This is a genomic window from Anoxybacillus pushchinoensis (assembly GCF_900111795.1).
GTDB lineage: Bacteria > Bacillota > Bacilli > Bacillales > Anoxybacillaceae > Anoxybacillus > Anoxybacillus pushchinoensis.
In genome coordinates this window covers 1-14,001 of the sequence record NZ_FOJQ01000024.1, presented here as the reverse complement: position 1 = coordinate 14,001, position 14,001 = coordinate 1, and the positions used below count along the sequence as shown (strand labels likewise).

Genomic DNA, 14,001 nt, shown 5'->3' with positions numbered 1-14,001 from the left:
AAATCTTTACTCATATTATCTAAGATAAAAAAGATTCAACCATTTGTAAACCTCACTAAGCAAGAGAAATGGATAGGAAAAGACCCTATCCATTCTGTTTTGCTTATTTGATTTTTGCAAGAATCGTTTTTAATTTCTCGTAGTTTACCACAACACCATCATCTAAATCTAAGGCAATGCGTTGGTTGGCAAGCTCCGCTAATTTTTTATCGAATTCAACGAGTTCGTCTTGCTGGGCTTTAATTTGGTTCAATTGCTTCTCATAACGCTTCTTCATCGCAGCAGATAAATCGGGATTGATAAGGTCTTGCTCGAGACGTTTTTGCTCTTGACGAAGTTTTTCTTGTAAGTTTTGTACATACGTAAAGCGCATCGTCGCTAATGTTTCTGGCGTATAACGATGTAGGTAGAATAACGCACGGAAACCTTTCTTCGAACCAGACTCCACCATCCAATAAATCGGACGCTTTTGATAAATCTTGCAATGGTCCGCATAAAACTCATCAAAGAAATAACGACGCAAACGTTCTGTCGGTGTTTCATTGTTTTTCATCGTCAATGACTCCGCTAACCAACGAAGATTTTCCGCTAACGTATCTTCGCCAAACATTAAAATTAGTAACTCTTGCAAGCGAGTAATGACATCGTCTTCAAAGTACGCTGTTTCTGTCAACGGAATGATGCCATCTTTATCAGGCTGGAACGTTTTATACTTCGAGGCATCCCACTCACCACCTGCATACGCAAGGCCTTCGACATCTAACGAATACCTGCCCATCATAAGACCGATGCAATAAGACAAGAACGATTTCGCCTCACGAATGCGATCCGCTCGGCGGACAGTTACTTCCTCATCTGGTACCTCAGGTGTCAATTCGTCCTGTAAACCGTATAGCTCAATAAAAATACGGTTCAACTCTTCTTCATTTTGTTGTAGTTGACGGAACTGCTTCTCCGCATGTTCCTCCCAGTTGGCATAGCACTCCTCTAACGTCTTTGCGTTTCCACGGTATGTGAGGAATGGATGCTTTTTGAAATCCCATGAGGTTTCGAAGGAATTCCATTCATTTATGCAAATTTCAATGTTTTCAGATACTATACTATTAATTACCTTATTTTCCGAATGACTAAAAGGCAATAACTCCATATAACCTGGAGGATAATTCAAAGTAGGATTTATTACTTTCATAAAATAATATGCTACCTTCGAATTAAGATATCCAAGCAAATTATAATCTATTTTATCAATAGAAATACTAGGCGCAGCACTATCGAATACAAACACGGGCTCATAATATCTAGCACTAAAGATAGAGCTAGTAATTTTGCTCCAAGATATTAGGTGCTTAAAGTAATGCATTCTTCCATCATGTCGAAAACCGGGCAAGCTACTCATTTCCTTAATGGATTGCTCATTATACTTAATAACATTTATGCGGTTACCATACCACCTACGATAGTCTCCACCTTTCGCATGCGGATAATATTTTTTACAATCAATTCCTTTTTTAGAAAAAGAGATTTGTGAATAGTCTACTTCATACCAATCAAATATATATCGATTATTATTTCCTGTTGATATACCAGCTACCGCTGAATAATTGTTACCAATTACATATTGGAACCCATCTCTTGCTTTTTTGTTCAGCCAATACGCAATCGGGGAACCTGGGATGTCCTTGAAACCTTCTTGATTGCGCACGAATATATCATTTTCTTTTTTACATAAAAACATTTCTTCTTTTTCTTGTGAAGATGAATAATCTACTAATCGTACGTATTTTCCTTTGTAATTAGCAATGAACGGCTGCCTTAATACAAAGCATGTGCTTTGAACAACTTCTCCTCCAACTTCTTCAAAAGCACGTGTCCCTAAATGAAGCATTGAATAAATAGTAGTAAGACTTAAAAATTCATTTCTCAATTCTTCAAAACTACTTAAAAACATCCATGAATGCTGGTTTATTACAGCAGAAAATCCGTTTTCGGATGTAAAATGTTGCGCACGAATCATAAATGCGGCAAATAAATCACTTTTCCCTTTTGAATAGTAATCACTTAGATATTTTTTTAGCTGTAAATTCATCCCTTTCCCTCCCATATATGGAGGGTTTGTCACTACCACATCGTACTGGGAAGCTAACATTTTTGCTTGTTTAATTATTTTCTCAATTTTGTCTAATTGCTCATACACTTCAAATGTTTCAAGTGTATGCTCGCCTGCTTGCTTTAGCTGTTCAATTTTCCGTAAGTATTTATCAAAATCGACTTTTTCCGGTTGCAAGATAGAACCATAGTTTTTCGCATCGATAAATGTGTGCAATAATGTTTTGAGCTCTTCTACTTCCGTTTCATTTTCTCCAATTAACTCCGCTGCTTGATCAATTAGGATTTCATTTGACTCTTGAATAGAAATCACATTCAACTTAGGCGGATTTCGGAAAATCTTTTTCGTCTTCTCACGCGCTTTCATCATTAACGCGAACGCCGCCAACTGTGCCGCACGGTCATCAATGTCGATTCCGTATAAGTTTTTCTCTAAAATGAGAAATGGAATTTCACGTGCTGGATAGCCTCGTTCTTCGTATATTTTATAAAGCAAGTCGAACGCATACACAAGAATATGTCCAGATCCACACGCAGGGTCTAAGATGGTGATGTCTTCCGGTGAAAGATTCGGGTTACGTAGTTCTTCTAATTTTGCTTGCACCTCTGGCTCTTGTTCCGCTGGCTCTACATAATATTTCATTTCCACTTTTAAGTTGGACTCAGGATGAGACTCGAGCCACATATGACCAAGCGAGTTTTCTACCATATAACGGACAATCCAATGCGGTGTAAATAACTGTGTTGCAGCTGGGATGTTTTCTTTTGTAATTTTCTTGTTTTTCTTTAATCCAGCAAATACTTCATCTTTTTTCTCAGAAATATAGTATTGATACAACCAGCCAATGACTTCTACATGTTCGAAGTTTTCGTCTCCTAATTCTTTTCCTAGTTTGTTAATCAACGAATCCGCATGAAGCAACGACTCCGGCAATAGTAGTTCTGTATAGTCTGCTATCTTTTCAAAAAGAAAGTCCATAATTTGATGCAATTCATTACATTGGGCAATTAATAACTTCCGATACGCTTCTTCACGCTTTCCTTGTTGTAAAAGAGATGCAATCTCCTCTTTATCGACTGGCAAGTCCGTATATTGGTAATCGGTTAAAATATCCGGATCCACTTTTCCTTTCGTTTCGCTGGATAAAACACGAATTTTCGATGGCAAATAGTTATGCACTTCCATGAAGCGAATTGCAATTAAGCGGTTAAACCAAGTATACGCGACTTCTTCAATCACTTGGTCATAGCCTTTTATTTCAATTTCTTTTAACAGTTTTTGCAAACCGTTTTTATAGGATAGCGGCAGTTTTTTGCCGTTAATTTCGACATAATCAGCACCTGTTACAAGCACAGGAGAGCCTTCAGGAGTAATCCCAAAGGCTTGTGCTCGTAATGCGATTTGACTGCGAAGCTCATTGCGGGCATAAACCGCAAACTCTTTTAATGCTCGTTTGTTCATCGCATTCCGTCTCCTTTATTTCTTGATAATGACTGTTTTTCCTTGCTGTAATTTCATTTTTAGAACATTCTTCATCTGTTCAATAAATTTATCTAATTCTATCTCATTGGTAATCTCAATTTGATTGCCAGTTATTACATTATTGATTAACTCTGATGCCCCAATTTCTACTGTTGGACCAATAATAATATATTTCTTAATTTCTTCCTTAACACGATTCAAGTCATTAGCGGCAACTTGCTTATGCAAATACACTTTGGAGATACTTTGCATCTCTTTTAGTTGTTCAATCCGCTCTCGAAGTTTTTCCAACTCTACTTGAACAAGTTCCTTTACTTTTTCAATGTCATATTGCTCCAATAGAGATAGAAGTTCTTGTTCAATTCGTTCCATGTCTTTTAGATGGCTTTGTAACTCATTTTTCACAAAATTTCCTAATGCATCTCTCAACTTCTCATTTAAAATTGGCAGATTCGGAATTTGTTTATATGGATTATCATTCGTTAAAATAGAAACAATACTATTCTTAATCCTTTGTACTTCCGCATCATGCTGAGCGATATCCAAATCATCGGCACGTTCTTTCAATAAACGGACACTTTCATCAAAATGGCGAATCGCATGTCCTTTATAAAAAGAAGATAAAGTTTGAACGTCCTCAAGCCATTCCTCTAAGTCTTCATCTAACTCAATAAACTCATCAACAAAATTCTCGCTCTTTGAATGGGACAATAATTCTTCAATACTATTTTTTAATTTCGCAAGTTGAATACCACCTGGATATGGATATTGTTTATCTTCATATTCTTTTGTCTTTAACATTTCCGTAATTGGTTCAATGAAATGTTTATGAAGCTGTGTGCGTATGTTTTTCGCAATATCATCATACGTTTCACCCACATCATAGAAGTTAAACAACTCGCGCATGATTTCCACTACTATTTTGCGCTTATGGCTTGGAATAGCCAGTTGAGCTTCCACAATTACTTTTTCTCGCTCAGACGCTTTTGTGATGCGAGCAATAAATTGTGAATGAGTGGCATCGAAAGTTTCATTCAAATAAGAGAGCTTAATTTTTCCATCATGAACTAAAGCAGCTACCAATCCAGCAATATCGTTTTCACTCCAACCATATGGAGCGCTTTTAAACTTATCAACAAGCACTTTCATCGTCACCATTTGACGATTACGACTTTCTTCAAGATAACGGAAAACAGCATCATAAGCGAGATGGTTTACAAAAGTTCCTTCTATTGTTGCTGGGAGACCTTCTGTTGCCCATTTATAAATAGTATCATTAGCGTTTTTCACAGGCACCGGTTCTTCGATGTAACTAAGGTAGCTGTACGTATTACGAACAAGAATTTCAAAAGCACTTTGAAGTTGATTTTCTAAGCTACCGTTAAATCGATATTCTTGTCCTTGTACAAAGTAAGTCGCATGTAAAGCCGCTTCCGCCAATGCCTCTTGCGCTTTTTTTTCAAACTCACTAATTTGTTGCCGTTTTTCGTCCAATATTTTTCGTTGTTGTTCTGTCAAACTTGTTGAAATTTTTTTGTTTGCATAAGATTGAATTTTTTGGGCATATTCCATCGGTTCAAAAAACTTTTCTGCATATTCTTGTGGAATATACATGACCAGCGTTCCAGAGTTAGCCTCTGCCCGTGCTTGTTCTTCAGTAATATCACCCGTATACACTTGAAGTGTTAACTCGTTTGTCCGCCCACCGCGAGTATACGTATCGAAGATTTTATTAAATTCAAAATCATGTGTTTTTTGATAACGATATGATTTCATTTGAACAATATCTTCAAAAAACATTTTTCCTAACGCATCGATTACGTTCGCTTCGTTGACATATTCATTTTGAATTTCGCGGTTCATCTCCTGCTCATCATCGCTTAAGAAAACGAACGTTTTATCGGCATTTTCGGCAATTAACATATTTTGGCGAAGACGATTTAACGAATGACGAACCTCTTTTTCTAGTTGGTTTTTAATACAATCTACACTGTCTACAAGAAGGGTTGTAATATTCTCAACAGTAGCCTTGATTTCATCAATTCCTTTGATCATAAACAAGACTTTTAACACTTCGACGTCAAACTCTGTAATGCCTTCACGTTTCGCCGCTGCTGTAATGGTTGCTGAAACAGACGTACTTAAAAATCGTTTTACCGTTTCGTAGAATTGTGAAAAACGAGCTAATTGGTTCGTATCTTCATCTTTTAATTGCAAGGCGACTTCTTGGAAAGCATTTAATAAAGAGCGTTCCCCATGTGCTAAATGAGCTCCTGCTTCCCCTTGACGGCGCACTTTGTTAAAGACGCGTTGCAAGAGTTCTACTTGATATGGAACGAACGGATAAATCGCTGCATATTCATCTTCGTTTTTGAAACCGCTTTGAAACACACATTTATCTTTTTCAAATGTTAACGTATTATTTAAACTTTGTCCGATTTGTTCGAATTCACTTTTCAAATGGTCAGCTGCTGCTGGTCTTTTTTCGAGAAGACGACGCTTAATAACTTCATCTGTATTGGAACTTGTTAAATGAATTCTCGTCGCAAAGCGTCCTTGAATTTTTGAAAAGTTGTCAGAGCCTTTTACTTTTGTAACCGCATCGATTTGCTCTTGTGAAGTGACAATCACCCATACTTTCCCCTGGCAATAGTTTCCTAAGTCTTCGACAACCGTTTGCAAATTCAACATGAGATTAATATCGTCTCCGATGTACTGTCCAATTTCATCGACAAGGAAAGTGAGGCGGTAATTGTCCCCTTTATCTTTGACATGCTTTGCAACGATTTTTGCAAATTCTTCTGAGCTGATTTCGAAATTTTTATTAGCTGCCGCTAAAAATCCAGCTGATGTTTCTTCGTCATACCCTAATCTTGCTAATGCTTCAATAAAAGACTTACGTTTAAGTAGAATTCTAGCACGTTCTTCCGCCCAAGGTTTTCCTTCAATTTCTTCAAAGTGTTTCACAAATTCATCATAAATTCCTTCATCCGCTAACTGACGCTCTATATTCGCGATCCAAAGAGTGGGTGAATAACCAAGGTATTGATTAAATACTTTTAAAAATACTTCCACAATCGTTGCTTTTTCTTTTTTACCGCCTGCAGATTTTGAATCCACATTAAATAAAATCGCATGGCTATCAAAAGTAGCGGAACGCTGCATCATTTCCAATAGTTCCTGGTCATCTGTCTTATCTTTAAAGAAGTCTACTGCTCTTTTTCCATATACTGTTTCATTGTTTAGTAAATAGGATAAGATTTTTAGAAAGTGTGATTTACCAGAGCCAAAGAAACCAGAAATCCATACACCCATTTTCGTGGTAGGGTGATCAAAACTGTATGAGTAGTTTTTGAAGAAATACTTCATATTTTCACTTATTTCTTTTGTCATAACGTACTCTTCAAGCTCGTCATGAACAATTTTTTCATCGTATTGTCCAGCTTGAACAACACCATTGATTTCACGATCAATTGGCTTTTTAAAAAGTTCTTGAATCGTATATGTGTCTTGTAACACAGTTGAGCCTCTCCTTCTTCCTTTAGATTGAAAATGCTCGATAATATCCATTTGACTCAAATCGGTTAAATAGGCTTAGTCCTTGCCCTGTATACTTCCCTGGATAAAAGATGACAATAGGTATGTTTGTCACTTTTGCATGTAATTGATTTAATAGCTCATGAGCGCGTATCAACTTAAACACACTGCCGATTCCTGTAATGAAGATAATTTGTGCGTCTTCTGCTTCTTCGGCAATTTTATCAACTAACTGTTCTTCTTCTAAAGTCGGACGTAAAGCATCGAACAGCTCTTCTGTGCCTTGCTCTTCCTCAAACTGTTTCAACCCATCTAAACCGATGTCTTCAAATAAACCAATCACCATTTCAAACAAGTTCAATACCTTGATATTCAAATGAATCCGCTCCGCAAAGTAACGAACCGATTTACGAACGATTAACTCATGTTCAGGTTCGTAATCAAAAATGAAGTAAGGTACTTCATTTCCAAGTCCTCGCATTTGCAAGAAATCTTCCTTTTGAATTTCCTCAAAAAACCGATCTAACTTTTTTTGAATTTCCACTTCAAACCTCCGTTACTCATTTAATGTCAGCAGCAATAAATCTCGATATGTTTCGTTTCGTTCCACATACTCGCGTAATTCTTTACTCAAAGGAATAGGTTTGATTTCATATTCGTCCCCGTTTTTAGCTAAAAGCTCAGCATCGACAAGTATTTTTAACATTACTTGCTTAAGTTTATATTTTGTTTTATCCGTCCAATTTCGAACTTGTTCGTATTGCTGTTCTTTTTCTTCAAAAAATGTACGAATATTTCCTTCTGTCACCGTCGTTTTAAATTTTTTCATATTATAATGAACTACTTCAAGAACAAAATCGCGCGGGAACTTAAAATACTTTAAAAATCCGTACAATAAAAGAGCATTTTGATCTGAACGCGAGCCGTTCAGCAAAAAAAATTTTAACTGCCGATCAAGGAATTCCGTCCTTCGGTATACACGAGGAAAAAGGTCTTTCATTGCAGCTTCACTGCGGCAATGAAATAAGTTTTCCTCAAAAATTTTTGCTTTAATTTCTTCGCGAGACAGACCTTGCAATTGCAAGTCCACCACGATTTTCATTTCATTACGATATAAGTGTTCTGCTGTAAAACCTCCAGAATATATTTTTAACATTCTATCCCAGCCTTTTATTTATGTTCTAATTGTTTTCTCAGTTCTGCCCACCGGCGCCATACTTTCAACCACGCATGAAAATCATAATACCGTTCACGATTATCTTCAAATGATTCCTTAACAAATTCTTCTTCCTCATCATCAAACAAGCGAAGTGTATCCTCATTTTTAACCATTTTCATCGCTTCTACTCTCGGCTCTGTATAAGGATCGGTAATATCTGTAATTAACCAATCAGCGAACGATTTTCGCGGTTTCGGTGGCTCATTTGGATCTCGATCCTCCAACAATGGCGACAGATCTCCACGATAAAACATATGCAAATCGTGGTGGGCACGCGTAATAGACATATAAAGAATTTTCGCGTGTTGTGTATCATCTTTGAACGTTTCTTCGCTAACATCTTCAATGATAACCGCATCAAATTCAAGCCCCTTTACTAAATAGAAAGGGATGATTACAATTTTTTCTTTCAACTCTTGATGACCTTCTGTAATCGCCTCTATTTGTGTAACGTTTCGACGTTTCAACTGATCGAACGTATCGACAGTCCCTTGTTTCGTCATCGTTAAAATGGCGATTTTTTTGTATCCTTTTTCTTCAAATAGTCGAATCGAGTTTACTATCTCGTCATAAAGTTCACCGATACTTCCCACCTTTTTTATAAAAGGTATATCCCCAGGTCGGTTCACTGGGATAACAAGTGGAAAATCATAATTGCTGTTTAACAACACTCTGTTTGCCATATCCATAATTTGCTTTGTTGAACGATAGCTTGTTTGCAAATGAAGCCTTTTATATTCCTTTTCCTTAAACACATAGGATTCGATTTCTTCCCAACGGTCAATCCCGTAAAAGGAGAAAATCCCTTGACCGATATCCCCCAAAATCGTCATCGATTTTGCATAATCTTTCATAATTGCAAGCTGGAACGGGCTATAATCTTGTGCTTCGTCAATAAAAATGTGCTCATATTGTAGTTTTTTCCCGTTAATTTTAGCATCTAAATAAATGAGCGGTGCAATGTCTTCGTACATGAATTTTTCTTGCTTAATGTCTCTGCCGTTTTTCAATAAAAGACTCAGTAACTCCTCATCAATATCCGGTTGAAACTTATCAAACACTTTTTTCTGAAAGACAGACTTATACATTAACAAGGCAGGAATATTCTCCATCTTTTTAACAACGAGAGAAATTTCATGCTGCATTTTTTCGATGAATATTTTCATTCTTAATTCTTTAGCGTTTTCTAACGCTTTATATATGGTTTTCCGCTCTTCACCTTCAGGCAAAGTAACCACCCATTTTCGGTACGCCTCTTCAAACTCTTCCTCAATTTGTGCCTTCCATTTCTTAATTTGCCCATTACTCCAGCTCATAATAAAATCTTTTACTTCTTTCATCCGAGCATTCAAAGGCAAATGCTCTTTTGATTTATAGAACCGGTGAATCTCTTCTTTCGCAAGTATGACCCCGCTTTCAATAGTGAGATCTCCATGTGGGATCATCGTATTTCCAATATATTCAACAAAATCGTCCAACAATTTTTTAAATCGAAGAGAACCTTTGTATTTTGCAATTTTTATTAAGTTATCTTTTTCAGTTGAGCTATACACTTGTATATATTGTTCATGTAAGTCAGGGATACTGTTGACATCTGTGAAATAAGTAGAAGCCCATTCATAGAATGTACGTTGCTCAATCCCTTCTATTTCAATTTCTGGAACAATATCTTTGATATATGATAAGAAAATTTCGTTCGGTGCTAAAATCAAGATATCCCTTGGCTTTACTTGCTCATGATATTGATACAACAAATATGAAATGCGGTGTAGAGCGATCGTCGATTTTCCACTTCCTGCCGATCCTTGAACAATAACCGTATCCTTAAGCGGCAAACGGATAATCTCGTCCTGTTCCGCTTGAATACTAGCAATAATATCACGCAATCTATGGGCTTCTTCAGTATTTGTTAGGATCTCTTTTAAATAATCATCCATGTATTTTACTTTTTCACCCTGTTCATTTTCAACAATGACTGTTTGGCCAATTTCCGTGACTTTCATCACTTTACCATCTTCGATTATGATTCCTCGTTTTCCGTTGATAGTAACTGGGCGGTTGTCTTTACCTATACGAAATGTCTTCTGAACTCCTTGATAGGCGTTGTAAAGCCTTCCTAAATCGGTACGCCAGTCCACGACAACAAGTTCCCCGTCCCTTTCGACTCCCTTTTTCCCAATATAAATCGTCTCTGCACCAAATTCGTCCTCAAAATCTAAACGACCAAAATAAGGATTTTGTTGTATATCCTGAAGCTTTTTTACTTCCTTTTTGGCATACTCTATAAGTTGCGCCTCAACAACATCATTAGCTATTGATTTAGCTTTCTGTTTTTTATCCACAATTAGCTCTTCAATAACCGAAATAGTCCAATCTAGACGTTTTTGTTCTTTTTTTACTATATCCTGCATATGCATCCCACCGTTTTTTTATCTAATGGAAGTACAGTTTGAACACCGCCTTGATATGGAGGAACAGTGCCAAAAGCACCGTCCCCCTACTTCCCCCCACCCCTCCTCTCAAAATACACATGCAACCGATATTCGCAAATCTGTTGCGTCCATTCGTATAGCATATGTTCGTCTTCTGGTGCGATGGAGAAGGTGAGCGAGAAGACGTTATTTTCAAACGAAAGAAGTCCGTTGGAACTGCCGCTCCATTTCGTCATCGGCATTTTGGCGATGAGTTTGGCGACTTTTTGCTCATCGTATTGCCATAAGCGCTTTGTTTCTCCGTCAGAGAAATCGATGCGCTTTCGGTATTCTTTTTCCGTCAAGTATTGATGGAAAAACGGTGCGGCTTCGGCTGGCGTGATCGGTGAATGCCAGCGTGATGGTCCGCGGTTTAGCATCGCCTGCAAGACGACCATTTTGTAGCTTTTTGTCATCACTGTTCGCTCGACTTCGATAAGCCATGACTCGTACTTTAAAAACACTTCTTTTTCCCGCTCGGACAATTCGTCCGCCCAGTAAAGAAAGCCGACGTACGATTTGAATTCGTCCCTGTATTCTTTTGCTTCACTTCGTCCATGCAAATGAAGTTCCAAGTACGTCGGACGGCGGCCGAGCTGTTGTTTTACGTCGTAGTAGTCTACTAATAACTTTTCTTTGCGTGGTTGGCGTTTTCTGCGCATTTCTTCTAATAAATGAACGACGCGAACATCAAAATCGACAACACATCCGTCAGGGGTAACAGGAATCACAGACTTTTGTTTTTTTCTCTCTTCTTTTTGCGTATCAAATAAGGCGAGCTTCACATCGGCGTTGCGATAGTTTCCGATTAAGTCGATAATGACGCAATATTGTTTTTCTGGATGGAGACGCAAGCCGCGCCCGACTTGTTGGGTGAAAATCGTTAATGACTCTGTCGGACGGACGAATAATAGCGTATCAACCGCGGGAATATCAACGCCTTCGTTAAATAAATCGACGGTGAAAATGGCGTCTAATTCGCCTTTTTCAAGTAATTCAATCGCTTCCGTGCGTGTAATATGTACTTGTTTCGAATGCAAACTCACCGTGCGGTAGCCGTGTTCGTTAAAATAATTGGCCAAAAAATCCGCTTGGCGAATGGAAGAACAAAACACGAGCGTTTTCGTTTGCTTGTATTTCTCCCAAGCTCGCAAAATATTTTCTGTCATTTCTGTGCGCAACTGCGCCTGTAACAGTTGTTCTTCATCGTAGCGGTTGCCGCGCCAAGCGATTTTCGTATAATCTGTATCGTCATATACGCCATAATAGTGAAATGGCGCAAGCCACCCGCGCTGTACCGCTTCGATAAAATCAATGCGGTACGCCACATTTCCGTCGCAAAGCGCGTATACGTCTTTATAGTCGTTGCGATCAGGCGTCGCGGTAATGCCAAGTAAAAATTTCGGTTGGAAATAAGAAAGCACACGCTCGTATGACTTCGCGGCGGCATGGTGAAATTCGTCAATCACAATAAGGTCAAATGCGTCTTTTGCAAACGTAGTTAAATGTTTTTTCATGCTTAGCGTAAAAATAGACGCAAACACGACGTCGGCTTGTCCTTCTTTCACTTTGCCGTCATAAATACCGAACGTCTTATCCGAAAGCACTTGCGCAAACGAACGCTTCGCTTGATGTAAAATTTCTTCGCGGTGCGCTACAAATAGCACTCTTTGAAACTTTCGGGCAAAAAAAGCAGCCAAGTACGTTTTACCTAGCCCTGTTGCCATAACGACCATCGCGCGATCATAACCTTCTTCGTATGTAGCCTCTAGCTGAGCAAGCGCTTCTACTTGCGCAAAACGTGGCTGAATGGTCCCATATGAAGCCCTTTCATCATAAATCATTTCCGTTTCTTCTTTCTTTGTCGTTGGAAGCATCAACTCTACTTCCTCTAGCTTCGTCCATTGTCGTACGAGATTTGTATGACGTTGATGATAATCGTCATATTGTTGTTCATATTGCTTTAACGTTTCGGCGTTTACTTGTACCGTTTGTTCGGCGTAAAAAAGCGTTAAAAATTCATTCATTACTTCGGCAAAGACGTTTTCTTCCACGCATTTAGGCACGCCAATATTCCATTCTACACCGCTCGTTAACGCTGAACGGGATAAATTCGATGAACCGATAATAAAATATCCATCATCTTCATTCTCAAATAAATACGCTTTCGGATGGAAAGAAACGCCGTCACTTTTCCATAACCGAACTTCAATGTTCGGATGGATCGTTGAGAGCTGACACAAAGCTTCTGGTTGTGTGACATATAAATAATCACCAGCGCAAATTTTAATATCTGCTCCCCGCTCCGCTGCACGTTGGAGCGGTTCTTTTATGACCTCCACGCCCGACTTCATCACAAACGACGTCAACATATAAATCGTCGAGGCTGTCTCAATATGTTTATTTAGTTTTTCAATTAGATGACTTTTGACAAACTCGATTTTACTCATCGTGTACCTCAATTAAGAAAATTTTCTCTTTAAAACCTCCTCGCTTTTCCGCTTTCGATGCACGAACCGCTTCGACTTGTTCGATCGTTGCCCCGTGACATTCAGCAAGCGCATGAATAATTTCCAATAAATCGGCTAGCTCTTCCACCGCTGTAACATCATCTGAGGCATTCATATATTCTTCTAGTTCCTCAAACGCTTTTTTTCGCAGTTCTTGGCGATATTCCTCATCACTTAATGTTCGCGTTGTAAACGACTTCCCTGCTTCCTCAATAATTTTTGGAATCAAATCCCGAACCAATTTATTATAAACAGGCATCGTATTCCCTCCTTTTCTTGTTCATCTCTTTCTATTTTACAATATTACCCACTCCTTTGAAATAAAAAACTGTCTCAAGGGCATTATTGTAGAGATAAAAGGAAATAGACCCCCATGCCGAAAAAAATTCGGCACCATCGGAAGGATGAAAACGAATATTGTCGAAATATCTCCTTGCAGCTGGGGTCATGAGGTCGATGTATCTATGGTACGCAAGAGTCCGAAGGATAGACGGACCCCAGTAGCCTGGTGCACCACGGAATGTCGCTCCCGAGTTGGGAAGCACGCAGGATAGAATGCTTCGTCATAGGCTACTGCACCAGCTGAAGATGAAATGAAGCAGGGAGGGAAAGCGATGAAGGTATTATATGAACGTTGTTGTGGAGTAGACGTGCATAAAAAATCCATTACCGCTT

Annotated in this window: 7 protein-coding genes; all 7 read right to left on the bottom strand. The window is 38.4% G+C overall.

Annotation, left to right across the window (positions count from 1 at the left end):
- Positions 1 to 103: 103 nt before the first annotated feature.
- Entirely contained in the window at positions 104 to 3,568 is a 3,465-nt protein-coding gene (gene pglX, locus BM213_RS08160) for a BREX-1 system adenine-specific DNA-methyltransferase PglX (protein ID WP_091702854.1), read from the bottom strand.
- Between the two features lie 15 nt (positions 3,569 to 3,583).
- Positions 3,584 to 7,159 carry a BREX system P-loop protein BrxC gene (brxC, locus tag BM213_RS08155; RefSeq protein ID WP_244149217.1) on the bottom strand — a complete coding sequence of 1,192 codons (3,576 nt, stop codon included), beginning with the start codon at positions 7,157 to 7,159 and terminating at the stop codon, positions 3,584 to 3,586.
- Complete coding sequence (locus BM213_RS08150) at positions 7,131 to 7,670, bottom strand: DUF1788 domain-containing protein (protein WP_091702843.1); 540 nt, start codon at positions 7,668 to 7,670, stop codon at positions 7,131 to 7,133. The genes brxC and BM213_RS08150 overlap by 29 nt, the downstream gene beginning before the upstream one ends.
- A gap of 12 nt (positions 7,671 to 7,682) precedes the next feature.
- Entirely contained in the window at positions 7,683 to 8,282 is a 600-nt protein-coding gene (locus BM213_RS08145; RefSeq protein WP_091702840.1) for a DUF1819 family protein, read from the bottom strand.
- Positions 8,283 to 8,296: 14 nt separating this feature from the next.
- Entirely contained in the window at positions 8,297 to 10,756 is a 2,460-nt protein-coding gene (locus BM213_RS08140) for a HelD family protein (RefSeq protein WP_167357389.1), read from the bottom strand.
- An 86-nt stretch (positions 10,757 to 10,842) separates the two neighbouring features.
- Positions 10,843 to 13,266: a DEAD/DEAH box helicase family protein gene (locus BM213_RS08135; protein ID WP_091702835.1), complete on the bottom strand. Its 2,424-nt coding sequence runs from the start codon at positions 13,264 to 13,266 to the stop codon at positions 10,843 to 10,845.
- Positions 13,259 to 13,585 carry a nucleoside triphosphate pyrophosphohydrolase gene (locus tag BM213_RS08130; RefSeq protein ID WP_064220559.1) on the bottom strand — a complete coding sequence of 109 codons (327 nt, stop codon included), beginning with the start codon at positions 13,583 to 13,585 and terminating at the stop codon, positions 13,259 to 13,261. Before BM213_RS08130 ends, BM213_RS08135 begins: the two co-directional genes overlap by 8 nt.
- Positions 13,586 to 14,001 lie beyond the last annotated feature (416 nt).